This is a genomic window from Aquimarina intermedia (assembly GCF_008124785.1).
GTDB classification, from domain to species: domain Bacteria; phylum Bacteroidota; class Bacteroidia; order Flavobacteriales; family Flavobacteriaceae; genus Aquimarina; species Aquimarina intermedia.
Genome location: NZ_VNHU01000005.1, coordinates 17,773 through 44,057, shown reverse-complemented (window position 1 = coordinate 44,057; position 26,285 = coordinate 17,773). Strand labels below are relative to the sequence as shown.

Genomic DNA, 26,285 nt, shown 5'->3' with positions numbered 1-26,285 from the left:
AATTACTTAATTCGTTTTAGCTCAAATTGTTTAGCCAAAATATGAGGTTGTCCAATATTAAAGCCATCAGGTGAAATATAATCGTTGGTAAATATTAGAGCTTGCAATTCTTTATCACTAGTCGATTGAGATTCTAACAAACTTACGTCAACAAACTCTATCTGGTGATTTTTGCAAATTGTTTCAACACTTGTTTTTAATTGCATAGGTATCGTGAGGTTCATAGATCCATTTTTTTTAAATGCATATTCAATAGCAAAAAAATCACGACTTGCTTGAATCCAATTTCTAGAAACTTTTAGATAGGCATAATATACATCACCTAAAAACAAGTTTTGATTTTCTGGAAATCCTACTAGTTTGCATTCAACCATTTTACTATTATTATGCCATACTAGAGGGTGATCTTTGTGTAATTTCAACTGTATATACGGCATAAAAAACTTACCAAGCATATTGTACATAAAGTCACAACCAATAGCAGACAAACGCCATGTTTCCTTTGTGGGTTCTCCAATAACACTATCCAAATTTACAAGCAAATCAAAGTAAATGTTTTGAAAATTAGACGCTTCGGATTGTATGTGTACACACGAAAGATGAGCATTTTGATAATACTGCTCAGAATTCGTGAATTCTATAAACTCTTCAATATTCATGTTTTTTTTAATTAAACCGATGAGTTTTGATACTCATCGATGTAATCTATACTAATTAATTACAATTTCCAAAACCGAACCATGCATGTTGAAATTGGGTAGGTTGTAATCCAAATAGATTACCAGTTCTAACTTTACCTCCTCCAGTCATAACTTATACAATTACATAATGTGATTGATTTCGTAGCCTATAAAAAAACACCCCGAACACAGTTTTGTATTCGGGGTGGTGATTTTTATATATTAGGTAACTTCCTATTCTACGTCAGCAGTGTTTAACATGGTCCACAAGGTATCTTTCAATTCTTGGAGTCCTTGTTGTGCTACAGAAGAGATAAACAAATACGGTACTTTTAAATTTTTATCTAGTTCTGCTTTCATTTCGGCTTTTAGCTCCTCATCCAACATGTCACTTTTAGAAATAGCTACCAAACGTTCTTTATCCAGTAACTCGGGATTATAGCGTCGTAGTTCATCTAACAAGATTTCATATTGCTCAGTAATATCCGGTGCATCAGCGGGCACTAAAAACAACAAGGTCGAGTTACGCTCAATATGACGTAAGAATCGATGTCCGATCCCTTTACCCTCTGCTGCCCCCTCAATAATCCCAGGGATATCAGCCATTACAAAGGTTTGATAATCTCGATATTCGACGATTCCTAAGTTAGGTTTAAGCGTTGTAAATTCATAATCAGCAATCTTTGGCTTAGCTGCTGTAATTACCGAGAGTAAGGTAGATTTACCTGCGTTGGGAAAGCCTACCAATCCCACATCGGCAAGAATCTTTAATTCCAGGGTTATGTCCAGCTCCTCTCCATCGACTCCGGGTTGTGCATATCTGGGGGTTTGATTTGTAGAACTCTTAAAGTGCCAGTTACCACGACCGCCCATACCACCTTTGACAATTATATATTCCTGTCCCTCTTCGGTGATTTCAGTTATAATTTCCTGCGTTTCGGTATCGCGTATAACAGTTCCCAAGGGTACATCTACGTACACATCTTCTCCATCGGCTCCCGTGCTACGTCCCTTACTCCCATGCTCTCCATGACCAGCTCTAAAGTGGCGTTTAAATTTTAGGTGAAACAAGGTCCACATATTTGGATTCGCACGTATAATTACATGTCCTCCGCGACCTCCATCTCCCCCATCGGGTCCACCTTTGGTGATATATTTTTCACGATGTAAGTGCACCGATCCTTTTCCTCCTTTACCCGAGGAGGTGTATAATTTTACGTAGTCTACAAAATTCCCTTCTGTCATAATTCAATACTTAAAATCAGCCATCTAGCTGGAAAACTGGTATAAAAATACCAAAAAATGCAATTGTATAATTGCTATGTATGGATTAAAGCTGATCTATTACTGCGCTTAAGCGTGTAGTAATTTCATCAATAGCTCCAACGCCATCAACCCCATAATATTTATCCTGCTTTTGATAGAAGTTCTTCAAAATTGCAGTTTCGTCGTAATAGATCTTAATTCGGTTACGAATCACAGCTTCGTCGGCATCATCAGGGCGTCCTGAGGTTTTGCCTCGTTCCAATAATCGCTGTACCAATACCTCATCATCTACCTCTAGTGCTACCATTGCACTTACCTCGGTCCCTTTGGATTCGAGCAGTGTTGCTAAGGCTTCAGCTTGTGCTTCGGTTCTTGGGAAACCATCAAAGATAAAACCTTGTGCCTCGGCGTTTTTATCAACTTCGGCGTTCAGCATCTTAATTGTAACCTCATCGGGTACTAGTTGCCCTTTATCCATATAGGATTTAGCTAAGGTCCCTAAATCGGTAGCATTTTTAATGTTGTATCTAAACACGTCTCCGGTAGAGATATGTTTAAGGTTGTACTTTTCTTTCAAAACTTCTGCTTGTGTTCCTTTTCCTGCTCCCGGAGGGCCGAATAACACCAAATTGATCATGTGGTTTGATTTTAATTGATATACTTCTGTTAAGTTACGTCCTAAACCATCGTAGTCCAGACCGTATCCAACAATAAAACGATTCGGTATTTCGAATCCTATATAGTCTAATTTTATATCCTTTTTATATACTTCGGGCTTGTAAAAAAGTGTTGCAATCGCGATAGACTCGCTACCTTTTGACTCAAGAATTTTGAGCAGTTCTTCTATCGTGTTTCCGGTATCCACGATATCCTCCAGTACCACTACTTTTCTACCCTTAATCTCTTCATTTAGGCCGATAAGTTCTCGTACATTCTCGGTAGATTGCGTACCGGAATATGAAGCTAATTTCACAAAACTTACTTCGCAATTATAGTCAAAGCGCTTCAGAATTTCTGAAACGAACATAAAACAACCATTTAAAACTCCGATAAACAAAGGATTATCATCTTTATAATCCCGGTTTAACTGCGCTGCAATCCTGTCAACAGCCTTTGCAATGCGCTCTTCACTAATGTAAGGTGTAAAATATAAGTCGTGCAATTTGATCATACGGATCAGGCTGTTTTTTTTACTAAAGGCGCAAAGATAGTGATTACATATTATACTTATCAAACAATCACAACTGCATTTAGCGTGTAAATTACTGGTTAGTGTTCTTTAAAAAATTATTTTTGCTGTCTCAAAGCGATAATTCAACAGTAGCACTATGGTAAATTATTTCTCTTCTGAATTCAAACTAGGAATTTTAGGCGGTGGGCAATTAGGCAAAATGATGCTTTATGAAACACGTAAATTAGACATCCAGACCTATGTGATGGATCCAAACCCACAAGCTCCGGGTCGTCTTGCCTGCGATCATTTTACCGATGGGGATTTAATGGATTTTGATACGGTGTATTCCTTCGGAAAAAAAGTAGATGTGCTTACTTTTGAAATCGAAAGCGTAAATGTTGATGCCCTTGAGCTGTTAGAGAAAGAAGGTACCAAAGTGTATCCTGAAGCAGCCACATTGCGAAAGATTCAGAACAAAGGAAGACAAAAGCAATTGTACGCTGATCGAGGTATACCAACTGCCGATTTTGCTGTTTTTGCAACCAAAGTAGAGTTGGTGGCAAGTATTGAGCAACAAGACACTAAACTTCCCTTTGTATGGAAAAGTACCCAAGGAGGGTATGATGGCAAAGGTGTTGCTATCATAAAAAGCGAAAAAGAGCTGGCAAAATTACCGGATACCGAATGTATTGCCGAAGCGCTGGTTCCTTTTAAAAATGAATTGGCTGTTATTGTGGCGCGCAATGTGAGTGGCGAAATAAAAACGTATCCTGTGGTTGAGATGGAGTTTCATCCTGAAGCTAATCAGGTCGAATATGTACTATGTCCAGCACGTATTTCTGACGCTATTGCAAAAAAAGCAATCGATATTGCAACGCGCGTATCTCAGGCTTTTGATCATGTAGGGATCTTGGCCGTTGAATTATTTTTGACACAAGATGATGAGATCCTGGTGAATGAAGTGGCCCCCAGACCTCATAACAGCGGACATTATAGTATTGAGGCTAGTTTTACCAATCAGTTTGAACAACACATTCGCTGTATTCTGGACTTACCACTTGGAGCTACAGAAAGTAAACTTGCCGGTATTATGGTTAATCTTACCGGTGCCGAAGGTTTTTCTGGTCCGGTAACCTATGAAAATATAAAAGAAGTGATGACACTTCCCGGGGTAACGCCCCATATTTATGGTAAAAAAGAGACCCGTCCTTTTAGAAAGATGGGACATGTCACTATCGTAAATAAGGACATAAACACAGCAAGACAAATAGCTGAAAAGGTAAAGGATATGCTGAGGGTAATCAGCAAATAACTTTTGCCATATAAGATTTGAACAACGCAACAACACAATAAAACAAAAAGACATGAGTAAAGTAGCCGTAATTATGGGAAGTACCAGTGACATGCCTGTAATGCAAAAAGCGATTGATATATTAGAAGGTTTTGATATCGAAGTAGAGGTTGATATTGTGTCAGCTCATCGCACGCCGGAGAAATTGTTTGATTATGGTAAAAATGCGCATACCCGAGGAATTAAAGTTATTATCGCCGGAGCAGGTGGTGCAGCCCATCTACCGGGAATGATTGCCTCGCTCTCTCCGCTTCCTGTTATCGGAGTGCCTGTTAAATCAAGCAACTCAATCGATGGTTGGGATTCTGTGTTATCCATACTACAAATGCCCGGCGGTGTCCCCGTAGCAACCGTAGCGCTTGATGGTGCTATGAATGCAGGAATCCTGGCTGCTCAAATTATTGGAGCATCTGATTCGTGTATCTTAGATAAAATTTTACTGTATAAAGAAGGACTCAAGACTAAAGTTATCAAGGGCGCAGAAGACATTAGAAAATCTTAATCAAATTCTTATTTCGTAAAGGTAAACAACTTGAGAAATGCCTAAAAATAGAAAGAGCTGCCGGAGAGGCAGCTCATTTCATTTAGACCTTACAACAGAATATAACAATATTTATTAACCAACTTAAATATATTACACAAAAAATTCATCGTAAGGTCCTACTCTTAAAACCTGAAACAAAGGTAAAACCTTACTTTGATTACGGCACTATAATACCTGGATTTTTTTCATTTTTTCGATGAAATACAAATATTAACGATGAAATACCGTTTCAATAGATTTACCAGCTAACGAATCTAGTTTTGAAATTACTTTTAACGACGAAAGGCTAACTTTTAACAAAGAAAAAAGAGCTACCGTTACTGTAGCTCTTTTAAAAATATGATCTTTACCAACAAAAAAGATTAATATTCATACCCCCTGATTATTAATTTAATTGAAATCTTTTGATAAGATCAACACGTATAAACCTGAGACAAATCTAATGCTCTTGTACAGCGTATTGTAAATTCTTATCAAATCAAAATGACATAAATCGATAAAAGACACGTTTAATCGATAAAAAGAAAATTTATATGGATACGACGCAAAATCCTTTACTTCAATCTTTTGATACTGCTCCTTTTTCTCGCATTGAGACTTCGGATTTTATTCCTGCTATTAAGGAAGGTATCAAACACAACCGCATAGCTATCGATCAAATAACTTCTCAAACATCACAACCTACGTTTGAAAATACTATTGCTCCATTGGATTATAGCGGACAGTCTCTGGATCGGGTAACAAGCATCTTTTTTAATCTTAACAGTGCTGAAACTAACGACACTATTCAAAAAATAGCGCAAGAGGTAGCTCCTATGCTTTCAGAATTACGTAATGACATTCAATTAAACGCAACTTTATTTGAAAGAATTAAAACTGTTTTTGAAAACAAAGACAATATAACGCTAAGTGAAGAGCAAAAAACATTAGTAGACAAGACCTATAAATCATTCTCTCGCAACGGTGCCAATCTTAAAGAAGAGGATAAAACCAAACTCAGAAAAATTGATACAGAACTCTCTAAGCTTAGTCTAAGCTTTGGAGAAAATGTTTTGGCCGAGACAAATGCATTTGAATTATTAATCACGGATAAAAAAGATATATCGGGACTCCCGGAGGGCGCTAAGGAAGCAGCCAAAGCTTTAGCAGAAGCAAAGGATAAACAAGGATGGCTTATAACGCTGGATTATCCGAGTTACGTTCCTTTTATGATGTATGCCGATAATCGCGACTTACGTAAAAAACTTGCTTTAGCTTTTGGTGCACGCGGTTTCCAAAGCAACGAAAACGATAATCAAGAAAATGTTTTGCGTATTGCAAAATTGCGTTACGAGCGCGCACAATTGCTGGGATATGCCTCTCACGCACATTTTGTACTTGAGGAACGTATGGCGCAAACTCCGGAAAAAGTGTTTGACTTTTTAAATGAAATCTTAGTCAAAGCAAAGCCTGCTGCAAAAGAGGAGTTTGAATCGCTTGAAAAATTTGCAAAAGAGCTGGATGGTATTGAACAACTTCAAAAATGGGATGGAGCCTATTATTCCGAAAAACTTAAACAAAAATTGTTTGATCTTGACGATGAAAAGCTAAAACCTTATTTCCAGTTAGAACACGTAATCGATGGTGCATTTGCTATTGCCTCCAGACTTTTTGGACTAAATTTTAAAGAGACTAAAACCGTTGATACCTACCACAACGAGGTTTTAACGTATGATGTTACAGATACTGACGGAAACTATATTGCTTTGTTGTATGCAGATTTTCATCCGCGACCAGGTAAACGCAATGGTGCCTGGATGACCTCATACAAATCCCAAATGATAAAAGATGGCAAAAATGAACGACCCCATATCTCTATAGTTTGTAACTTCACTAAACCCACGCCCAGTAAACCTTCGTTACTAACTTTTAATGAAGTGACTACCTTATTTCACGAATTCGGACATGCACTACACGGTATTTTGGCAGATACTACGTATCCGGGACTTTCCGGTACCAGTGTGTTCTGGGACTTTGTAGAACTACCCAGTCAAGTAATGGAGAATTGGTGTTATGAAGAGGAAGCACTTGCGTTGTTTGCAAAGCACTATAAAACGGGAGAAAACATCCCTATGGAATTAGTGAAAAAAATAAAAGAATCTGCTACCTTTTTAGAAGGAATGGCAACCTTAAGACAATTGAGCCTCGGTTTATTAGACATGTCATGGCATGCTGAGAACCCTAATGCTATCGACGATGTCAAGAAGTATGAGACACAAGTCTTTGCAGACACTTCACTTTATCCGGATGTGGCATCGAATTGCATGAGCACTTCTTTTTCTCATATCTTTCAAGGAGGGTATGCTGCAGGATACTATTCTTATAAATGGGCAGAAGTACTGGATGCCGACGCGTTTGAATACTTTAAAGAAAACGGAATCTTTAATAGCACTATCGCTACACAATTTAAAGAATATGTTTTATCAAAAGGAGGAACTGAAAATCCAATGATTCTTTACAAGAAATTTAGAGGACAAGAACCTAATCCGGAAGCATTATTGCGCCGTGCTGGTCTTATAAAATAAAGAAAGTGAGCTTGACAGGATATAAAGATTCCTGTCAAGCTCACTAATTACTTCGAAATTACTACTTCTGTAACTAGTTACTTTTTAACAAATTGCTTTGTATAGTTTTTGATCCCATCAAAAAGTGATACAAAATACGTTCCTGATGCCAGACCATTCATATCAATTGATGTTGTTTTTGCAAGCACTTGAGCTTCTCTCAGTACATTTCCTGAAGTATCGAATATCAAAACCGTAAATTGAGAAGGTGCCTCATTCGCAAGCGTAATATTTAACAATTCTGAGCCTACCGGATTGGGAGACAGCGTGAATACTTCCGACAACTCTTTGCCTGGATTCGTTTCCTTTACAAGCACTGCACATGTTCCCTGCACAACCCATCCCGTAGCATTCTTTTGATAAATCTTACCCTCGAGACGCATCTGATCCCCTGTTTTATAGGAACTCTTTGAAGAAAATGAGTTCACCTCATTACATGATCTTGAGGATGATGAAACTTGCACATTATCTATCGCAACATCTCCTTGCCATCCAGATCCCGTAACCGTATTAAACCTAAGTTTCAAATTTCCTCCGTCATATGCAGAAAGATCAATGTTTGATATATTCCAAGCAGAACCTTGTGCACCTGTCTTACTAAATATAGAGGACCAAGATACTCCATTATCACTACTTGCTTCAATTTGTAAGGACCCTATAGCACTTCCTGTCATATGATAGGAAAAATTGAGCGAAGCCCCTGTTACAGGACTTAAATCAAAACAAGGCGAATTTAATATCGCTCTTTTATTAGGATATCCTGAACCATTGACAGAAGCTTCAACATATAAATAGTAGCTCCCCTGCTGTGCCGAGCTTGGACCTGTACCTCTTGATGGCGTTCCATTGGCATCGATAGACCAATTGAGATTGTCTGAGGTATCCTGCGTCCAGGCTCCCAGTGTATTTTCAAAACTTTCCGCATACGGGTACGACGAAACTACGTTGATACATTCATTAGAACCTCCCGAAGATACATCATTTGAAATTTCAATAAGATATTCAAGCGCCAGCTTAGCAAATTTCGCCGCATGAGTAGCATTGGCCGTGGGAGAACGATCAAAGGTATCATTAGGCGTGTGTATATATGGATTACTTTGAGAAAATGTGGCTTCAAATGGAAAAGCAACTTCATATCCTTGTTGCGCCCAACTATAATGATCAGAACAACCATAATTACAAATCGTGGTTCCATAGGTGAACTGATGTGTTCCCGTCGCGTTATAATAATTCATTAATTCGATAAGAAAATTATTCAAACTTGACGAATTATAGGAGTCTGTAGAAACATACACATCCTTTGATGACCCTTTATAATTAGTCATATCAAGTTGCATATAACTAACTACATCAACATTTCTACTTTTATAATCCTGAGCAATTTCTTTAGAACCTCGCAACCCTACCTCTTCTGCTGCAAAAGCCATAAATTCGACCGTTCGTTTAGGCCTATAATCCATAGAAAACAATACCCTTGCCGCTTCTGTTATTGTTGCGATTCCCGATGCATTATCATCAGCGCCAGGAGCGTTCCCGTTATTTCCTCTTGCTGTAGAATCGATATGTCCTCCTATAATTACAAAACTATCAGGTTCATCTGTTCCTGTTATCGTCATAACAACCGATGGCATAGCAGTACTGCTATGATTAACGATTCTCACAGATACATCTGAACGGTTGCCTGCAAGGCTTTCCCATTTCGTTTTTAGATCCAAAACCGCTTGTCTTGCACTATTGGTTGTGTGATAGCGTGTTCCGTAATTTTCTAATTCAATTATTTGGTTTGCTATATTGGTATTATTTACCAAATTTAAACTTTGATTTACCAACGTTGGCTGTGTTATTTGAAAAGAAGTCGCTGCACGTTGCATGGTATTTAACCTCATCTTATCCAAAGAAGCAATTGCAGATTTCTCTGAAGGTTCAAATATGAATCCCGGTCCATGTACGAGTACCTTTTCATGTAAGAATTCGGCAGCATCTTCCGTTAATTTGACAGCACTAAAGCCATTAGCAGCAGTAATAACCTCAATCATTTCAGGATGTTGCTTCTGTAGTTCGTTTGCATCAACAGTCTGAATGGTCGCATAAAACATTGCAGATTCCTGTTGTGCGTAAGTGTTCGATAAAAATGTCAAAGCAATAAGCGCTGACAGAAAAGTGTTGGTTATTTTCATGTTCAAAGAGTTTGTGTTTAACAACACTAACTTACACAAAATCGGGGTTTTACCACGATGGGTATCCCACAAAAAAACAACTGTATAAAATTGTGCTTTTGCTTTCAGTTTAGACTGAAAGCAAAAGCACAATTTTACTATATTTACTTATGAAATTTATAGAAGCCAAAGAAAAACTACTTGAAACCTGGGGAGCATTGGGAGACTCTTGGGGAATAAACAGAACAACTGCACAAATACATGCGCTGCTCTTTATCGCTCCGAAACCCTTGGCTATGGAGGATATCATGGAAGAATTAAAGATTTCGAGAGGAAGCACCAGTACTAATTTGAGGATTTTATTGGATTGGGGAATTATTTATAAGGAAAATAAAATGGGCGAACGTAAAGAGTATTTTGTAGCCGAAAAAGATGTCTATAACTTATCCAGACAAATTGCCACGGAACGAAGTAAACGAGAAATCACACCTGCCCTACAGACATTACAAGAAATAGTCCAAATTAAAAAGGATGGAACCGCCGAAACCAGAGAATTTATTAAACAAACGCAGGCTTTATTAGTCATAACCAAAGATGTAAATGCATTATTCAATCTTTTGAGTACTCAAGAGCAAGGTCGTTTGCAAAGAATAATTTTACATTGGCTAGGAAGTAAGAATACTTAAAAAGGTAACGAAACAGATGTTAACAGATTCTTAATACTATAATTCTTAAGAGTCCTTCGAGGTTTTTATTCTATTTTTGAAGTCTAGCTATTCAACATATGCCAACAAACGTTATAGATCCAAATACATGGATAGATAAATATAGTAATTACTTATTCAACTATACCATAGGTAGAGTGAACAATAGAGAAATTGCTCAAGATCTGGTTCAGGAAACCTTTTTTGCCGGTCTCAAATCCATGAAAAATTTTAAAGGAGAGGCAAGTGAAAGAACTTGGTTAGTTGCTATCTTGAAGCGTAAGATAATTGATCATTATAGAAAAAGTAACAGTAAGAAGGGGAAAGCCGAAGTTCGCATGCAACAAATCGGAGACACTGAAACCGAAGGTGATTGGTTGGAAGAAAAAGTTGCTGATCCTTTTGAATTAAATGCAGAAAGCGAAATAGAGAACAAAGAATTAGGTAAGGCAATCTACCAATGCCTAGATAAACTTCCAGAAAAACACGCGGATATCTTTAGATTAAAAACCATTCAGGGGTTTGATACTGAAGCTATTTGTAATGAATACAATATTACGGCGTCTAATCTATGGGTCATTATACACAGGGCACGTACTGCGATGGCTTCATGTCTGGAAAACAATTGGTTTAAATAGTTATTATGAGTAAAAGAAAAGGAATTTTTGTTAGTTGCAACGAAGCTGCGCTTTGTTGTGATAAAAGTCAGTACAAAGAAGCCTCGTTGGCAGAAAAGATACGACTCAATATTCATTTGATTTTTTGTAAAGCTTGTCGCCTTTATTCTTCTCGCAACTCCAGATTAACTTGGTTGTTAAAGCATATTGAGACAGAAGAACTTTCTGAAGATGATAAAAGAATAATGAAACAAAATTTGGAGAAGCAAATGTCTGATTAATGAACTTTACTTCTTTCTCAAATTCTCTGTCTTATAGCAAAGCGATATAAATAACTAACCAAAAGAGCGGAACACTCTCCACCCAAAAAGAACAATAATATTCAGATTGTCTTTTTTTTGCATTCCATAAAAAGAGCAAAATAAGTATAGTAATCAACAATGTACTATAAATTTCATGTAGCTCAATTTGTGACTTTAATAATGTCAACAACAAAAATATAATCATTAACGCACTACCAAAAATCTTGGTATTTGTTATACCTATCAGCTGCGGAATAGTTTGTAAGGAAGTGTCATCATATTGAAGGTCTCTAATCTCAAAAGGCAACATTACCACAACAATAAATAAAAAACGTTGCAACGTTTCTACCCATAACGCCAAAGTAAAATCAGCTTCTGCAACTGCCGAAGGAACCACGACGGTGGCTATAGCCCATACCAATCCTATGATATAAATTTTGATTCTAGCCACATTTCGCAAGCTTTTGCCTCTGGGAAATATAGGCAGTGCATAAAGTGCAGTTAAAATTACTACCGGAATCATGTAAAGTAAGGTTCCTATCTCAAAATACAATATACTTCCTAAGAAAAACAGCGCAGACAGTACTGTAAACCACTGTATCGCTTTCATCGATTTTGTTAAACGGCGATGATACAAATTAGAAACACTAGTATACTTAACAATATTATATCCTACAATAGAACCCGAAAACATAAAAATCAACAGCTCGGACCTGAACTGCAAGCCAAATTTAAATTGTGTTAAAATTACCAATGAACAAATAGCTATAGCCACATGAATACTGCTATTGATATAAAATTTAAAAAAGATTTGAAACTGCTTCACATTGCAAATTTAACTTTCTCTGTTAATAACCCACATAATTGGTTGAAAACTTACAATCCTTGTATAAAAAAGGGACTGAATTTTCTTAATTAAATACGTACTTTTGCCGACTCAAACACAACGTTTTTAGCATATGAAAACTGATTCTTTCAAACTTCGCCATATAGGCCCTTCTGAGAAGGATTTACAAGACATGTTACACACTGTAAAAGCTGAATCTATGGATCAGCTAATTTATGAAACAGTTCCTGACGATATTCTATTGAAAAACCCACTTCAGCTTGATGAAGCAATGAGTGAGCAAGAATATGCAGCTCATTTATTAGAATTAGCTGCCAAGAATAGTGTTTTCAAAACCTATATCGGTCTTGGTTATCATGAAGCAAGTCTCCCTGCAGTAATTCAACGTAATATTCTTGAGAACCCGGGATGGTACACAGCGTATACTCCGTATCAGGCAGAGATCGCGCAAGGAAGACTGGAAGCTTTATTAAATTACCAAACGATGATCTGTGATTTGACAGGCATGGAGTTGGCTAATGCTTCTTTATTAGACGAAAGTACGGCTGCAGCAGAAGCAATGACAATGTTATATGCCGGCAGAACACGTGATCAGAAGAAAAGTGAGTGTAACAAATTTTTTGTTTCCGAAGAGATTCTTCCACAAACGTTGTCACTATTAAAAACCAGAGCTATACCATTAGCCATAGAATTGGTGATAGGCAATCATGAAACTTTTGAGTTTTCATCAGAATTTTATGGTGCACTACTACAATATCCGGGTAAATCCGGTGAGGTATTTGACTATGCCGCATTTGTAGAAAATGCGCATGCTGCAGATATTAAAATTGCAGTAGCTGCAGATATTTTAAGTCTAGTAACCTTAAAATCTCCGGGTAGTTTTGGAGCAGATGTAGTAGTTGGTACTACTCAACGTTTTGGGATACCATTAGGATATGGAGGGCCACACGCAGCCTATTTTGCAACGCGAGAAGAATACAAGCGTAATATTCCTGGTCGTATTATCGGTGTGACACAGGATACGAATGGTGATCGAGCGTTACGAATGGCATTACAAACAAGAGAACAACATATCAAAAGAGATAAAGCTACCTCTAATATCTGTACAGCACAGGTATTATTAGCCGTTATGGCTGGTATGTACGCGGTATATCATGGCCCAAACGGACTTAAATATATTGCAAACAAAGTTCATACCTCTGCCACGATATTGAGTAAAACCCTTTCAAAACTTGGTTTCACTCAATTGAACGAAAATTTCTTTGACACTATACGCATTACAGCAGATGCCGATAAAATAAAAACGTTGGCCGAAGCAAAGCAAGTTAACTTCTTTTACCCTGATGCAACTACTGTATCGATTGCTCTAAATGAGGCGACAACTGTAAAAGATTTAAATACTATTATTTCAATTTTTTCAGAAGCTTCAGGCAAAGAAGCAGTTGTTATTCGTGATATTTCTAAAGAAGAAACCAGTATTTCTCAAAATTTAGCTAGGACTACAGATTTTCTGACTAACGAAGTTTTCAACAGCTATCATTCTGAAACTGAATTGATGCGTTATATCAAGAAATTAGAACGCAAAGATCTTTCTTTGAATCACTCTATGATTGCTCTAGGCTCATGTACGATGAAACTGAATGCTGCAGCCGAAATGCTACCATTAAGTGATCCGCAGTGGGGGAATATCCATCCCTTTGTTCCTATTGAACAAGCGCAAGGATATCAAGAACTATTATCTAAATTAGAAGATCAACTTACAGAAATCACCGGTTTTGCCGGGACATCCTTACAACCCAATTCAGGCGCACAAGGAGAGTTTGCAGGACTTATGGTTATTAGAGCGTATCATGAATCACGTAATGATCATCACCGTAATATTTGTTTAATTCCCTCATCAGCACACGGAACCAATCCAGCATCTGCGGTAATGGCAGGAATGAAGGTTGTGGTAACCAAAGCTACTGACGAAGGAAATATTGATGTTGATGATTTACGCGAAAAAGCCGAAAAGCATAAGGATAATTTAGCTGCCTTGATGGTTACCTATCCATCCACTCATGGTGTGTATGAATCGGCAATTAGAGAAATAACATCTATAATACATGACAAGGGCGGACAGGTATATATGGATGGCGCTAATATGAATGCTCAGGTTGGTTTAACAAACCCAGGCGCTATTGGGGCTGACGTTTGTCACCTTAACTTACATAAAACATTTGCCATTCCACATGGTGGCGGCGGACCGGGTGTAGGTCCGATATGTGTAGCAGAGCAACTTGTTCCTTTCTTACCCGGTAATCCGGTAATTAGTACAGGTGGCGATCATGCTATTACAGCCATATCTGCTGCACCATGGGGATCCTCATTGGCCTGCATAATCTCTTACGGATATATTACCATGTTAGGTGCAGATGGTCTAAAGAATGCTACAGAATATGCAATTCTCAATGCCAACTATATTAAAGAACGACTGAACGGTCATTATAGCACGTTGTATTCTGGAGAACGCGGTAGAGCTGCTCACGAGATGATTGTAGATTGTCGCCCTTTTAAAGCAAATGGAATTGAGGTAACAGATATCGCCAAGCGTTTGATGGATTATGGGTTTCATGCCCCTACAGTCTCCTTTCCGGTAGCCGGTACAGTTATGATTGAACCTACTGAAAGCGAAGGCAAGGCAGAGTTAGATCGTTTTTGTGATGCTTTAATCTCTATCAGAAAGGAAATTAGCGAAGCAACCAAGGATAACACCAATAATATGCTAAAAAATGCTCCGCATACATTGGCCATGGTAACAGCTGATACTTGGGATTTTCCATATTCAAGAACTGAAGCCGCCTATCCACTATCGTATATAGCTGAAAATAAATTTTGGCCTTCTGTACGTCGTGTAGATGATGCCTATGGAGACAGAAATCTAATATGTACCTGTGAGCCCATTGAAGCTTATATGGAAGAAGCTTAAAAACTAACGAACTCTACGTACATAAACAAAGCGGGATCTTTAAAAAGATCCCGCTTTGTTTATGTACTCCTTTTTATACCACTAGCTACTCTTCAATCTGCTGAGCAGTAACTATATCTTTGATTTTATTTTTAATATCCTCATCATCAAGATACACCAATAGTGCTTCTTTTAAAAAGTCTCGCTTTCCATACAGCGCCTCTGACTCATTAACTCCGATAGCATGAGTCTCAAGTAACATATCTCCTTTGCCTGTGAGTAGCCATAGAGGGTTCAACTGTTCGTAGGTAGCTATAATTCTTTCTATAAAATCTCCACCTATGTTACTATTCGAAGACTGCAGCCGATGTAAGTATCCCGGGCTAGCTTCAATTGACAAGCTAAAGCTACGTAAGCTATATCCCAAATACTCTGCAAAAATAATCACTCTATCTAAAATATTATCTTTTTTATCCAAAATAGTAGCTTAAAACTTGTTAATGTACAATATTTTATATATTATTGTATAGCGAAACTTCAACATTTCGTTCACAAAGATACTCATCATTTTAACATTAGCCAACTATCATGATAACGCAAGAAGAACGCTCGGCTATTATTAATAGTTTAGGAAGCAAACACATCAAAAAAATTCAAGAGTACTTAAAAAAGAGCAACATCTCAACCTCACAAGGAAGGCCCTACTCTAAAGCCACTATTTCTTACATCCTTTCAGGTGAACGAGAGAATGAGGTAATCGAAAATGCTATCTTTGCTTTTGCTCATCAAAAAGTTATAGAGAAGGAAAAACAACAGGAGCTAAGAGAGTTATTAATTGCCAAACAAAAAAAATGAAAAATGATATAATCTGTAGAGATGACTTAGAATGTTTAATGAATTCATTTTATTCAAAGGTGCTGTATGATTGTCAGATAGGTTATATTTTTACAGACATCGCTCAACTCAGTATGAAAAAACACTTACCGATTATTATTGATTTTTGGGAAATGAACTTATTCAGAAAAGGTACATACCGTAATAATGTGGTAAAAATTCATCAAGACCTCAACTCAAGACATCAATTAAAAAAACACCATTTCGAAATATGGCTAACTCTTTTTAATAAAACTGTAGATGAACTGTTCGAAGGAATAAATGCCCAATGCATTAAAACGAATGCTATATCTGTTGCTACGGTGCTTCAAATTAAGCTAGGAAAAAATTGATTTTTAAAGGGCATTATTTTGTTATAACAACTTTTATCGGAAGAAACATTAGCCGTAACAAAGAGGCAGTACTTTTGATTTGCTGTGCATTGGCATTATCGCTAAAATCCTCCTTTTTTAATTAATTACGATGAAAAATAAATTATAAATTCTATATTTCGACATCGTTGATTTTTTAACCAAACGCATCTTATGTACGAAGGTACTTTTCCGCATAAAAGATTTGAGAAAACGCTGAGTTTTCTTCGTAAACATGTTCCTGCGCCTACTACTGTATTAGACTTGGGGGTTGAAAACCCTTTTTCTGACATTATGAAAAAGGAAGGTTATGAGGTTCAAAATACGACCGGAGAAGACTTGGACTGTGACACTTCAAAATTAAAAGAAAGTACGGCAAGCGTTGTTACTGCTTTTGAAATATTTGAACATCTACTTTCTCCATTTACAGTGCTTACTGATATCAAAGCAGATAAGCTTGTAGCTTCAGTTCCCTTGCGTTTGTGGTTTTCAAAGGCGTATCAAAGTAAAACAGATCCCTGGGACAGACATTTTCATGAATTTGAGGATTGGCAATTTGATTGGCTCCTGGAAAAAGCCGGATGGACGATTATCGCTAAAGATTCATGGACACATCCTGTTAATAAGATAGGATTTCGTCCTTTCTTAAGACTTTTTACTCCGCGTTATTATATCGTGTATGCTGAAAGGCGAAAAGTATAATTAACATCAATTGTAAGCTTATTCAGACACTCTTTTTATGTCAAAGATCTATATTGTCATACCTGCTCATAATGAGGAAAAATTTATCTCAAAGACACTTGATTCCTTAGTGAATCAGTCTCTGTTACCCCATAAAATTGTGGTAGTGGATGATAATAGCTCGGATAACACTAATAAGATTTTAAAAACATACGTCGATCGATATCCATTCATTACAATTGTGCACATACGATCTAAAGAGCAACACCTACCAGGTAGTAAAGTTATAAATGCTTTTAATGCTGGCTTAAAAGTACTGGACATGGACTATGATATTCTATGTAAATTTGATGCGGACCTAATTTTTCCATCTGATTACTTAGAGACTATTGCTTCGCATTTTAACGCTGATCATAATATCGGTATGGCCGGAGGCTTTTGTTATATTTCAAAAAATAAACAATGGGAGTTAGAAAACCTCACTAACAAAGATCATATTCGTGGCGCTTTAAAAGCATACCGCAAAGAATGTTTTAAAGATATTAATGGACTTATGCCTGCTATGGGTTGGGATACTATCGATGAACTACTGACTCAATTCTATGGTTGGTCAATCAAAACCGATGCGTCTTTAAAGGTTAAACATTTAAAACCTACAGGCCAGACATACCACACATCTTCAAAACTTAAACAAGGGCAAGCATTTTATCAAATACGTTATGGCTTTTGGTTAACCCTAATCGCTTCAATCAAATTAAGTGTCTTAAAAAAACAACCTAAACTCTTTTTTGATTATCTACAAGGGTACTTTAAAGCGGTAAAAAATCGAACTCCCTATTTAGTCACAGCTGAGCAAGGCAGATTTATTAGAAAACTACGTTGGAAGAAAATTTTTGGTAAATTATTTTAAAACCTCTTTCAAAACAGTTCCAGTAGTTCCGTTAGGAAACTCAATCCTTAACAAACTAGAGATAGTAGGCGCGATATCGGTTATAAATACTTTCTCGACACTACTCCCTTTTTGTATCCCTTTTCCAAAAAACAACAACGGAGCATGTGTATCATAACTTGAGCCACTGCCGTGCGTTGATCCTTTTTTTGAATAGGTGATTGTAGCCGGATCCAATACGAATAAAACATCTCCACTACGTTTTTGATTAAACCCTTTTTGTAATAATGCCGGAACTCCGAATTGATAAGTACTTCCCAACATTTGGTTGCGAGTATATGCTTTATCGACTTTTGGATATGCAAGGATATACTCTGCTGTATATTTCTGTAAATGGGAGTGATTCAACTCTTTTTCCTTAACCAGTGCATAGTTGAAGAATATCTGACCATTAGAAACGCTTTCAACCAATCCTTGAACTCCATATTTTTCAGTCAATTGTGCATTAAGCTGTTCAGAAAATTGCATTAAATCAAAATATCCTGCCGGTATTTTTAAGGCATTTAAATAGGCAGGCACATTTACTGCTCCATGATCTGCTGTCAAAAACACTGTATAATTTCCTACTCCGACTTTCTTATCAAGTGCAATCAGCAGGCGCTCCAGATCTTTGTCCAAACGTACATAGGCATCTTGAACTTCTTTAGAATTTACTCCAAAATTATGTCCAATATAATCCGTACTAGAAAAACTTACCGCTAGTACATCTGTATCGTTGTCTAATCCTAATCCTTCACCCTCTAGCGCGGCAATGGCAAAATCTGTAGTTAAACTATTGCCGTAGGGAGTAGCTTTTAAAATATCAAAACCGCCGTTTTCTTCAGCCAGAGCTGCTAATTCATAAGGAAAAACTGCCTTTTCTTTCCCCTTAAATCCTGCCTCATACATATTTTCATCAATTCCACTAGCGCTATATTGTTCGCTATCAACCATAGTGTCCCACGTTTTCAAATAGGATTTTATCGTTCCCGAAGCATTAAATTTTTGCACCCATTGGGGTAGTATATCCATATAATAAGAGCTTGTGATCCATTGCCCTTCGTCACGGCCTCTAAACCAATAGGCAGCATTTGCCGTATGCCCCGCCGGTAAAATGGCTCCGCGGTCTTTTAGAGAAATCCCTATGGTCTTTCCGCGCATTTGTGTATGCATACGATTTTGATCTGCAAAACTGGTTGTTTTCATGCGTCTGGGTGACATCTTATCAAATTTACTGGTAGACCCAACCGCATTCACCAGCGTATCTTCGACACAATATACCTTTGTTTTAGCAGTTTTATCATACCAATTATTCGCTATTATACCATGGTTAAAAGGAGTTGTACCTGTATATACGGATGCATGTCCTGGTCCTGTATAGGTGGGGATATAGTTGAAATGCGCATTCTTGTATTGGAAACCTTCCTTACTAATTCGCTTAAAGCCTCCGGATCCAAAGGAAGTATCAAATCGTGTTAAGTAATCATAGCGCATCTGATCAACCACAATTCCTACCACCAGCTTTGGACGATCGTTCTTTGATAGTACTGCCTGTGTATGTCCCTTAAAAATAAATCCTACCGTTAGTATTAAAAAAGCTATTCTCAACATTCCTTTAATTTGTATTTGAATATGCAAAAGTAGCATTTATATAAAACTAAACTTTAGTATAAGGTTAAATGCTGTCGGATATTTTTTTTCTATTTTAGCCGTTCTAATCAAAAATACATGTTTTACCTAGACGATATTGGACGTTATTTTTTAATGATTAAGGGAGTCTTTAGTCGTATGACCAAAGGTTCTGTCTTGCGTACATTAATTTTTAAGGAAATTGATGACCTTATTATCGGGTCTATAGGGATCACCGTATTTCTTGCTTTTTTTATCGGGGCTGTTGTAGCTATACAAACTGCATTAAACCTTACCAACCCCTTGATTCCGAAACAATTAATCGCATTTGCCTCTCGCCAATCCGTAATTTTAGAATTTGCTCCAACGTTTATTTCGGTCATCATGGCGGGTAAAGTAGGTTCCTTTATTACTTCTAGTATTGGAACGATGCGGGTTACAGAACAAATTGATGCCTTAGAGGTTATGGGGATCAATTCTTTAAATTACTTAGTTTTCCCTAAAATTATCGCCATGTTGATGTATCCCTTTGTCATCGCAATCGCTATGTTTGTGGGAATTTTTGGAGGTTACATCGCCGGAGTTTATGGAGGTTTTGTTTCTAGCAGTGAATTTATTACCGGATTACAGGACGAATTTGTTCCCTTTCATTTGGTCTACGCTTTTATTAAGACATTTTTGTTCGCATTTCTACTAGCGACGATCCCGTCATTTCACGGGTATTACATGAAAGGTGGAGCACTCGAAGTTGGAAAAGCCAGTACCGCTGCTTTTGTTTGGACGACTGTTGTGATTGTAATTTCAAACTATATACTAACACAATTATTACTAAGCGCATGATAGAAGTTAACGATATACATAAAGCTTTTCATGGCGAAGAAATATTGAAAGGTATAACTACTACATTTCACCGTGGAAAAACAAATCTAATAATTGGAACCAGTGGTAGTGGGAAAACGGTTTTTTTAAAATGTTTACTAGGGTTATTTACACCAGAAAAAGGCACGATATCATATGATGGTGAAAATTATTCTGAATTAGATGAAGAAGAAAAGAGACGATTACGTCAACGAATGGGGATGGTTTTTCAAGGCAGTGCCTTGTTTGACTCTATGACTGTTGAGGAGAATATCATGTTTCCACTTAAAATGTTTACCCGACAGAAAAAATCTGAAATGATGGATCGTGCAAATGAAGTAATCGATCGGGTTAATCTTGAAAATGCTAATAAAAAACTTCCTTCAGAAATTAGTGGAGGTATGCAAAAACGTGTTGCAATCGCCCGTGCAATTGTAACCAGACCTAAATATCTTTTTTGTGATGAACCGAATTCCGGTTTAGACCCTAATACAGCGATGGTTATTGATAACTTAATTCAAGAAATTACAGTTGAAAATGATATCACCACAGTAATCAACACTCATGACATGAATTCTGTGATGGAAATTGGTGAAAAGATCATTTTTTTGAAGAAGGGATTCTTAGAATGGGAAGGTGACAAAACACAAATTTTCAAAACCGATAATGAGGCTGTAACTAATTTTGTTTACTCGTCTAACTTATTTAAAAAAGTACGAAAAGCACAGTTGCAAGGTTTTTAAGCCATCCTATATTAATCCTTACAATTACACAATTATAACGAAACGTGCTTATTTCACTATCAGCGTATCTACTCCTATTTGACGTGTAGACCATTTTCTTAGATCAGTTTGTCGCAATTCATGAAGACTATCGGATAGTTGAGATTTCCAAATAGGAAATAGCATCGGAACCGTATCCACCCTCAGAAAATTAGACTGTAACACTAAACCGTAGCCCAGGGCTGAAAGATCCGGAAATCTAATTTTAGCATCTTTTGCAATAGAATTATAGGGTAATACTTCAACAGGCTCTACTTTATTTGCATCACGCAACTGTAATTCCAACGCCGCAATTCGGTTTTTAAGATCTTCATTTTGCGCAGTTAATCGATCATTAGCATTCTCGAGTCTTCCGAGTTCAACGATCGATCGATCGTAGGCTTTTGACACTTGTTCCAATCCTCTTGACTTATTTCCGTTAATGGTTAACTCGAAATCTTTTATATGATCATACTTCTTGATTTCGTTTCTAAGATCGCTAACAACAGCTTTATCTATTTCACCATCAAAAAACAGCTTAATGGTTCCCTCATTATAATTATAGAAATCTTTACGCAGGTATAGATTTTCGTTACCTGAAATTTCACTCTCTAAAAAGTTGCGGTAATCACGCTCACTATTGCTTTCTCCCAGTACTTTAACAAAAGTAAAAATTGCAGGAATCATAGCCAATAATGCTATAAAAGATGCTAATTGCGCAGTACGCTTCCGCTTTGCAGAGTTTGCATATCTGATCATTGGAAAACGCAATAGCTTAGCTGTTATAAACGTCGATAGCGCAATAAAAATCGCATTAATAGTAAAAAGGTATAAAGCACCCCCTGCATAAATAAAGTTCCACTCTGCTATACCATACCCTACGGTACATAGAGGTGGCATAAGTGCAGTAGCAATCGCTACTCCGGCAATCGCATTTGGCATTGTTCCTTTTTTGGACTTGGCAACTATTAAGGCCAAACCTCCAAAAATCGCTACAAAAACATCCAATATGGTGGGTGCTGTTCTTGCTTCCAACTCTGGTGTTAACTCTGTCAAAGGGGATAGTGAAAAATACAAGGTAGCAGTCAGAACACTCAAGCCTACCATCACACCAAGGTTGATAAGCGATCGTCTAAGCGTATCAATATCGTTAATTGCGATGGACAATCCTACTCCAACAATTGGTCCCATAAGAGGTGATATAAGCATCGCTCCGATAACCACAGCTGTAGAACTAACGTTGAGCCCTATAGATGCAACAAAAATAGAGAAGACCAGGATCCATGCATTATGACCTTGAAATGGAATGTCATTCTTTACATCAGCGACAGTCTGATCTCGATCTGTATCTGACCGTATATCCAGTAAATCACTCAAAAATGCACTGACACTCTCAAAAAGACCTTTAGCCTCTTTTTTTATCGTTTCCTTTACCTCCTCTGCATCAATAGGAGATTCTGAGTTTGAATTTTCTTGCATAATCTAATTAGCCGTAATGTTCTCCAAATTTTGTTTTTACCGCCGCCAACACTTCTTTGATTTGTTGTTCTTTAGTTTTTGGATAAATTAAAAGTACCTCCTCATTATCGATGATAATATAATCATCCAAACCATCGACAACCACCACCTTCTCGCTGCTAGTGCGAATCATATTGCCCTTAGCATTTTGAGCTAAAAGTTTCGCATTAACAATTGCGTTTTCCGCATCAGTTTTATCCAGTTCATTATATAAAGAACCCCAGGTCCCCAAATCATTCCAATCAAAACTAGCAGGTAGCACATAGACATTATCAGCTTGTTCTAAAATAGCATAATCTATTGATATATTTTCAGCTAATGGATAATTATCTTTGATAAAACCTTCTTCTGCACCTGTATTGAACTCTGGCAACCCTTTAACAAACAAAGCTGTCATTTGTTTTTGATAGTTTTCAAAGGCTTTAAGAATACTCGATACACTCCAAACAAATATACCTGCATTCCATAAATAATTTCCTTCTGCCAGAAACTGTTTGGCAGTTTCATAGTTCGGTTTCTCTGTAAATTTTGAAACTTCTTTAATAGTATTCTCATCTTTTTTATACTGAATATAGCCATAGCCCGTGTTGGGAAACGTTGGTTTTATCCCTAAAGTGATTAACCTATCATGTTGTTCGCATGTTTCAAAGCTCTTTTGAACATCCTTTGCAAAAGCTATCTCATCTTCTATCCAATGATCACTGGGAGCAACAATCATTACCGCATCAGGATCTAGTTTTTGGATTTTTAAAGATGCATATAATATACAAGGTGCTGTATTCCGCATCGCGGGCTCTCCAATAATTTGATCTTTGCTTATTTGTGGTAAATGTTCCTGAACCAAATCACTGTAGCAAGCATTAGTTAGAATAAATATGTTTTCTTCTGGTATACTTTTAGTTAATCTGTTAAATGTATGTTGAATTAAAGATTCGCCGGTCCCTAGCATATCGTGAAATTGTTTCGGGAATTTAGTTGTGCTTACCGGCCAAAAACGTGATCCAACTCCGCCTGCCATTAAAATGGCATAATAATTCTTTTTCATCTGTATATGTTTCTTTTACATCGTTCGATATAAGCGCAAAAAATCAACTATGTTGATACTGGCTAATTATATCTCAATGTATTATTTCAACTTCTGCATTAGGATTAAAAAGATAGACTCTACCCGTTTTAATTTCTACGCATTCATACCGTTTTATTTTTTTGTTTCCTTTACGGAATAATTTCCCGTTATATAATCTAAAGGTACTACCAAAAGGAAGTTCAAAGATATAGTTTTTATCATTTGCGGGATCAAATTGTTTAAGAAGAAGCGATAGGTGTGCATCGGTATCACTACTTGCCTTTGGGTTTTTAAAATGATGTGCAATTGCCGGAAGTAAGGAAGCGGGAAAAATCTGAGGATTGATAAAAGGAAGCATTAACCTTCGAAACGTCCTTTTCCATTCTAAGCCATGCGGTTTAATGATTTTACCATAGTGCTCAAAGGCTAATAAATGCGCTATCTCGTGAATCAATGTGATTAAAAAACGATATTTATTAAGCGACGCGTTTACAGTAATTTGATGGCTCCCATCTGCTAACCTGCGATAATCTCCGTGGCGTGTGACACGTTCATTTACAATTTTAAGATATACGTTGTTTTGAACAATTAAGTCAAACGCAGGATCGACAGCCCGTTCCGGTATGTATTTAGTCAAAATCTCTTTCACTCGCACAAAATACAAAATAGCGCTATAAGTAAAGAAAAATCTTGTTTTAAATTATCTATTTCGATTGAGACGAAATGTTTAGGGTGTACTACTTGACACCTGTAGCACCTTACCTTGATAGAACTTTTGTCCGGTTTCTGCAAAATCCTTGATATATCTAGCCATTTCGAGTGCTGTCAACGGAGCTTCATAGCCAGGAAAAGCTTCTTCAAGCATTTCTGTCTGTACTGCTCCCAGCGCTAATGCATTAAATGCGATACCCGTTTCTTTATATTCTTCGGCCAACAATTCGATTAACGTTAGTACTGCACCTTTACTTGAACTATAGGCGGCTAATCCCGGAAACTTGAGACTTCCTTGAATGCCCCCCATACTGCTAATAGCAATAACATGACTCCCTTTTACCAAATACGGTAATATACGACGCGTTAGTTCTGCCACACCAAAGACGTTTACTTGATACACCTTCTCAAAATCCTTGGTCGTAAGCTGAGAGAAAGGTTTGTTAATTAAAAGCCCCGCGTTATGAATTAAAATATCTACTTGTTGCCATTGAGACTTTACAAAATCAGCAACTGTATCCAAGTCTTTCCCATTTTCTAAATCAAAAGAAAAGGCATGAATTTTCTCATGCTTCAACGCAGCAATTGGCTGCTTGTTTCTGGAAAGAGCTAAAACATTATGTCCTTGATCAGCAAATAATTTTGCCAGTTCAAAGCCAATACCTCTGCTGGTTCCTGTGATTATTATATTCTTCATGTAATTTTTTTAACTAATTTAATAGAATCTCATTTTCTGTAGTATTAGCCATTGCCGTAACCGCCGGAATTATTAGCTCAACCAAATCGCTCATAAAATCGTAGTTCATTTTATCAGCCTCATCATCAACATGATGATAAAAGTCATAATTTGAAAAATCAAAAGTGGAGAGCGTATGACTAGGTACCTCTAATTCTTTGTAAAATGAGTAGTTATCACTACGCTTGAAAAGCTGGTACTGTTTAGCTTTTGGCAAAAATCCAATCCACTCTTTATCACCGTAATCATTAAGTTTTTCTGCCATATTTGATTTGGAATAACCCGTGAGATATGCTACATACTTCTTCCCATCCATAGGCATCCCAACCATCTCAAAATTTAGCATAGTATAAATGGGAGTATTGAGTTCCTTAAGTTTATTCGCCAAATGTTTAGACCCTACTAATCCACTTTCTTCCGCACCAAATAACACAAAAATCAGGCTACGCTTTATTGATTTCATCGTAGCAAAATGTTTCGCAAGCGCCAAAACTACGCTAACTCCTGTCGCATTATCATTTGCCCCGTTGGCAATACTATCACCTCCTATAACCTTTGCAGTGCCGATATGATCTAAATGCGCCCCTAATACAATATATTCTTTTGAGAGCAACGAGTCATTTCCTTTTACAACACCTACAATATTTTTAGTCTTAATATCATTAACCAAAAAGGAATCGTTATATGTTTTAAAAAAAGGTTGAATACCATACGTTTCAAATTGTTTAATTACATAGTCAGTCGCCAGGTCATAGCCTACAGTGCCTAAAGCTCTTCCGTTCAAAGAGTCGCTCGCCAGAAACGAAACATCTTGCGCGAGGGTTGTTTTGATTTCCTTTAAATTCAGGACATCCGATTTTTTCTCAGATTGCTGTCCATATCCTGGAGTTAAAACAAATAATAAAACATAAAACCCGAGAGTCCTTTTAAAAAATTTTATAGCCATGTGTTAATGTGATTAG

25 protein-coding genes are annotated in these 26,285 nt (G+C 37.1%); 13 read left to right on the top strand and 12 right to left on the bottom strand.

Annotated elements, in window-relative coordinates; all coding sequences use genetic code 11:
* Window positions 1-2: 2 nt before the first annotated feature.
* The 3 genes from BD809_RS08620 to BD809_RS08610 all read right to left on the bottom strand — a co-directional run bounded on the left by BD809_RS08620 (window position 3) and on the right by BD809_RS08610 (window position 3,117).
* On the bottom strand, window positions 3-659 hold the full coding sequence (locus tag BD809_RS08620; protein ID WP_148782571.1) for a hypothetical protein: 657 nt from the start codon (window positions 657-659) through the stop codon (window positions 3-5).
* Between the two features lie 255 nt (window positions 660-914).
* Window positions 915-1,925: a GTPase ObgE gene (gene obgE / locus BD809_RS08615; protein ID WP_148782570.1), complete on the bottom strand. Its 1,011-nt coding sequence runs from the start codon at window positions 1,923-1,925 to the stop codon at window positions 915-917.
* Between the two features lie 85 nt (window positions 1,926-2,010).
* Entirely contained in the window at window positions 2,011-3,117 is a 1,107-nt protein-coding gene (locus BD809_RS08610; RefSeq protein WP_148782569.1) for an adenylate kinase, read from the bottom strand.
* A 157-nt stretch (window positions 3,118-3,274) separates the two neighbouring features.
* Here BD809_RS08610 and BD809_RS08605 point away from each other — a divergent pair, with 157 nt between their 5' ends.
* From BD809_RS08605 to BD809_RS08595, 3 genes are all read left to right on the top strand, one after another.
* Window positions 3,275-4,432 carry a 5-(carboxyamino)imidazole ribonucleotide synthase gene (locus BD809_RS08605; protein ID WP_148782568.1) on the top strand — a complete coding sequence of 386 codons (1,158 nt, stop codon included), beginning with the start codon at window positions 3,275-3,277 and terminating at the stop codon, window positions 4,430-4,432.
* Window positions 4,433-4,484: 52 nt separating this feature from the next.
* Window positions 4,485-4,973, top strand: coding sequence for a 5-(carboxyamino)imidazole ribonucleotide mutase (purE, locus tag BD809_RS08600; protein ID WP_148782567.1), 489 nt, complete (start codon window positions 4,485-4,487; stop codon window positions 4,971-4,973).
* Between the two features lie 575 nt (window positions 4,974-5,548).
* Window positions 5,549-7,579, top strand: a complete 2,031-nt coding sequence (locus tag BD809_RS08595; protein WP_148782566.1) for a M3 family metallopeptidase — start codon at window positions 5,549-5,551, stop codon at window positions 7,577-7,579.
* Window positions 7,580-7,656: 77 nt separating this feature from the next.
* Here the strand turns inward: BD809_RS08595 and BD809_RS08590 are convergent, their stop codons facing one another.
* Window positions 7,657-9,795 (bottom strand): M20/M25/M40 family metallo-hydrolase, encoded by a 2,139-nt coding sequence (locus tag BD809_RS08590; protein ID WP_148782565.1) that lies wholly within the window; start codon window positions 9,793-9,795, stop codon window positions 7,657-7,659.
* A gap of 149 nt (window positions 9,796-9,944) precedes the next feature.
* Here BD809_RS08590 and BD809_RS08585 point away from each other — a divergent pair, with 149 nt between their 5' ends.
* From BD809_RS08585 to BD809_RS08575, 3 genes are all read left to right on the top strand, one after another.
* Window positions 9,945-10,460: a GbsR/MarR family transcriptional regulator gene (locus BD809_RS08585; RefSeq protein ID WP_148782564.1), complete on the top strand. Its 516-nt coding sequence runs from the start codon at window positions 9,945-9,947 to the stop codon at window positions 10,458-10,460.
* 98 nt (window positions 10,461-10,558) lie between these two features.
* Entirely contained in the window at window positions 10,559-11,116 is a 558-nt protein-coding gene (locus BD809_RS08580) for a sigma-70 family RNA polymerase sigma factor (protein ID WP_148782563.1), read from the top strand.
* A 5-nt stretch (window positions 11,117-11,121) separates the two neighbouring features.
* Complete coding sequence (locus tag BD809_RS08575) at window positions 11,122-11,376, top strand: hypothetical protein (protein WP_148782562.1); 255 nt, start codon at window positions 11,122-11,124, stop codon at window positions 11,374-11,376.
* A gap of 31 nt (window positions 11,377-11,407) precedes the next feature.
* Here the strand turns inward: BD809_RS08575 and BD809_RS08570 are convergent, their stop codons facing one another.
* Window positions 11,408-12,007, bottom strand: a complete 600-nt coding sequence (locus tag BD809_RS08570) for a UbiA prenyltransferase family protein (RefSeq protein WP_148782561.1) — start codon at window positions 12,005-12,007, stop codon at window positions 11,408-11,410.
* Window positions 12,008-12,356: 349 nt separating this feature from the next.
* On the opposite strand from BD809_RS08570, the gene gcvP reads away from it, so the two are divergent.
* Window positions 12,357-15,212, top strand: a complete 2,856-nt coding sequence (gene gcvP / locus BD809_RS08565) for an aminomethyl-transferring glycine dehydrogenase (protein WP_148782560.1) — start codon at window positions 12,357-12,359, stop codon at window positions 15,210-15,212.
* Between the two features lie 85 nt (window positions 15,213-15,297).
* Here gcvP and BD809_RS08560 read toward each other — a convergent pair whose 3' ends face one another.
* Window positions 15,298-15,669 (bottom strand): hypothetical protein, encoded by a 372-nt coding sequence (locus BD809_RS08560; protein WP_148782559.1) that lies wholly within the window; start codon window positions 15,667-15,669, stop codon window positions 15,298-15,300.
* A 110-nt stretch (window positions 15,670-15,779) separates the two neighbouring features.
* Between BD809_RS08560 and BD809_RS08555 the strand changes: the two genes are divergently transcribed.
* The 4 genes from BD809_RS08555 (at window position 15,780) to BD809_RS08540 (ending at window position 18,026) form a co-directional block, all read left to right on the top strand.
* Entirely contained in the window at window positions 15,780-16,046 is a 267-nt protein-coding gene (locus BD809_RS08555; RefSeq protein ID WP_148782558.1) for a hypothetical protein, read from the top strand.
* Between the two features lie 113 nt (window positions 16,047-16,159).
* Window positions 16,160-16,417 carry a group III truncated hemoglobin gene (locus BD809_RS08550; protein ID WP_246131481.1) on the top strand — a complete coding sequence of 86 codons (258 nt, stop codon included), beginning with the start codon at window positions 16,160-16,162 and terminating at the stop codon, window positions 16,415-16,417.
* A 192-nt stretch (window positions 16,418-16,609) separates the two neighbouring features.
* Window positions 16,610-17,137 carry a methyltransferase domain-containing protein gene (locus BD809_RS08545; protein ID WP_148782556.1) on the top strand — a complete coding sequence of 176 codons (528 nt, stop codon included), beginning with the start codon at window positions 16,610-16,612 and terminating at the stop codon, window positions 17,135-17,137.
* Between the two features lie 37 nt (window positions 17,138-17,174).
* Window positions 17,175-18,026: a glycosyltransferase gene (locus BD809_RS08540; RefSeq protein WP_148782555.1), complete on the top strand. Its 852-nt coding sequence runs from the start codon at window positions 17,175-17,177 to the stop codon at window positions 18,024-18,026.
* Here the strand turns inward: BD809_RS08540 and pafA are convergent.
* Window positions 18,018-19,655 (bottom strand): alkaline phosphatase PafA, encoded by a 1,638-nt coding sequence (gene pafA / locus BD809_RS08535; RefSeq protein ID WP_148782777.1) that lies wholly within the window; start codon window positions 19,653-19,655, stop codon window positions 18,018-18,020. The genes BD809_RS08540 and pafA overlap by 9 nt on opposite strands.
* Window positions 19,656-19,772: 117 nt before the next feature.
* Here pafA and BD809_RS08530 point away from each other — a divergent pair, with 117 nt between their 5' ends.
* Both BD809_RS08530 and BD809_RS08525 read left to right on the top strand, forming a co-directional pair.
* Window positions 19,773-20,513: an MlaE family ABC transporter permease gene (locus tag BD809_RS08530; RefSeq protein WP_148782554.1), complete on the top strand. Its 741-nt coding sequence runs from the start codon at window positions 19,773-19,775 to the stop codon at window positions 20,511-20,513.
* Window positions 20,510-21,274 (top strand): ABC transporter ATP-binding protein, encoded by a 765-nt coding sequence (locus BD809_RS08525; protein ID WP_148782553.1) that lies wholly within the window; start codon window positions 20,510-20,512, stop codon window positions 21,272-21,274. Before BD809_RS08530 ends, BD809_RS08525 begins: the two co-directional genes overlap by 4 nt.
* A gap of 48 nt (window positions 21,275-21,322) precedes the next feature.
* Here BD809_RS08525 and BD809_RS08520 read toward each other — a convergent pair whose 3' ends face one another.
* From BD809_RS08520 to BD809_RS08500, 5 genes are all read right to left on the bottom strand, one after another.
* Window positions 21,323-22,771 carry a DUF389 domain-containing protein gene (locus tag BD809_RS08520; RefSeq protein WP_148782552.1) on the bottom strand — a complete coding sequence of 483 codons (1,449 nt, stop codon included), beginning with the start codon at window positions 22,769-22,771 and terminating at the stop codon, window positions 21,323-21,325.
* Window positions 22,772-22,778: 7 nt separating this feature from the next.
* Window positions 22,779-23,855: a mannose-1-phosphate guanylyltransferase gene (locus BD809_RS08515; protein ID WP_148782551.1), complete on the bottom strand. Its 1,077-nt coding sequence runs from the start codon at window positions 23,853-23,855 to the stop codon at window positions 22,779-22,781.
* 73 nt (window positions 23,856-23,928) lie between these two features.
* Complete coding sequence (locus tag BD809_RS08510; RefSeq protein ID WP_148782550.1) at window positions 23,929-24,525, bottom strand: SprT-like domain-containing protein; 597 nt, start codon at window positions 24,523-24,525, stop codon at window positions 23,929-23,931.
* A 78-nt stretch (window positions 24,526-24,603) separates the two neighbouring features.
* A complete protein-coding gene (locus BD809_RS08505) occupies window positions 24,604-25,284 on the bottom strand; it encodes an SDR family NAD(P)-dependent oxidoreductase (RefSeq protein WP_148782549.1) in 681 nt (226 codons plus the stop codon).
* Window positions 25,285-25,297: 13 nt separating this feature from the next.
* On the bottom strand, window positions 25,298-26,269 hold the full coding sequence (locus BD809_RS08500) for a M28 family peptidase (protein ID WP_148782548.1): 972 nt from the start codon (window positions 26,267-26,269) through the stop codon (window positions 25,298-25,300).
* Between the last annotated feature and the right edge of the window lie 16 nt (window positions 26,270-26,285).

Bases quoted from the DNA above. Each gene is read 5' to 3' on its own strand.
- BD809_RS08550 (WP_246131481.1), top strand. From the start codon at position 16,160: ATGAAAAAACACTTACCGATTATTATTGATTTTTGGGAAATGAACTTA.
- purE (WP_148782567.1), top strand. From the start codon at position 4,485: ATGAGTAAAGTAGCCGTAATTATGGGAAGTACCAGTGACATGCCTGTA.
- BD809_RS08500 (WP_148782548.1), bottom strand. From the start codon at position 26,269: ATGGCTATAAAATTTTTTAAAAGGACTCTCGGGTTTTATGTTTTATTA.
- obgE (WP_148782570.1), bottom strand. From the start codon at position 1,925: ATGACAGAAGGGAATTTTGTAGACTACGTAAAATTATACACCTCCTCG.
- BD809_RS08570 (WP_148782561.1), bottom strand. From the start codon at position 12,007: ATGAAAGCGATACAGTGGTTTACAGTACTGTCTGCGCTGTTTTTCTTA.
- BD809_RS08580 (WP_148782563.1), top strand. From the start codon at position 10,559: ATGCCAACAAACGTTATAGATCCAAATACATGGATAGATAAATATAGT.
- BD809_RS08530 (WP_148782554.1), top strand. From the start codon at position 19,773: ATGTTTTACCTAGACGATATTGGACGTTATTTTTTAATGATTAAGGGA.
- BD809_RS08515 (WP_148782551.1), bottom strand. From the start codon at position 23,855: ATGAAAAAGAATTATTATGCCATTTTAATGGCAGGCGGAGTTGGATCA.
- gcvP (WP_148782560.1), top strand. From the start codon at position 12,357: ATGAAAACTGATTCTTTCAAACTTCGCCATATAGGCCCTTCTGAGAAG.
- BD809_RS08585 (WP_148782564.1), top strand. From the start codon at position 9,945: ATGAAATTTATAGAAGCCAAAGAAAAACTACTTGAAACCTGGGGAGCA.
- BD809_RS08575 (WP_148782562.1), top strand. From the start codon at position 11,122: ATGAGTAAAAGAAAAGGAATTTTTGTTAGTTGCAACGAAGCTGCGCTT.
- BD809_RS08520 (WP_148782552.1), bottom strand. From the start codon at position 22,771: ATGCAAGAAAATTCAAACTCAGAATCTCCTATTGATGCAGAGGAGGTA.
- BD809_RS08610 (WP_148782569.1), bottom strand. From the start codon at position 3,117: ATGATCAAATTGCACGACTTATATTTTACACCTTACATTAGTGAAGAG.
- BD809_RS08620 (WP_148782571.1), bottom strand. From the start codon at position 659: ATGAATATTGAAGAGTTTATAGAATTCACGAATTCTGAGCAGTATTAT.
- BD809_RS08590 (WP_148782565.1), bottom strand. From the start codon at position 9,795: ATGAAAATAACCAACACTTTTCTGTCAGCGCTTATTGCTTTGACATTT.
- BD809_RS08545 (WP_148782556.1), top strand. From the start codon at position 16,610: ATGTACGAAGGTACTTTTCCGCATAAAAGATTTGAGAAAACGCTGAGT.
- BD809_RS08595 (WP_148782566.1), top strand. From the start codon at position 5,549: ATGGATACGACGCAAAATCCTTTACTTCAATCTTTTGATACTGCTCCT.
- BD809_RS08525 (WP_148782553.1), top strand. From the start codon at position 20,510: ATGATAGAAGTTAACGATATACATAAAGCTTTTCATGGCGAAGAAATA.
- BD809_RS08540 (WP_148782555.1), top strand. From the start codon at position 17,175: ATGTCAAAGATCTATATTGTCATACCTGCTCATAATGAGGAAAAATTT.
- BD809_RS08605 (WP_148782568.1), top strand. From the start codon at position 3,275: ATGGTAAATTATTTCTCTTCTGAATTCAAACTAGGAATTTTAGGCGGT.
- BD809_RS08555 (WP_148782558.1), top strand. From the start codon at position 15,780: ATGATAACGCAAGAAGAACGCTCGGCTATTATTAATAGTTTAGGAAGC.
- pafA (WP_148782777.1), bottom strand. From the start codon at position 19,655: ATGTTGAGAATAGCTTTTTTAATACTAACGGTAGGATTTATTTTTAAG.
- BD809_RS08505 (WP_148782549.1), bottom strand. From the start codon at position 25,284: ATGAAGAATATAATAATCACAGGAACCAGCAGAGGTATTGGCTTTGAA.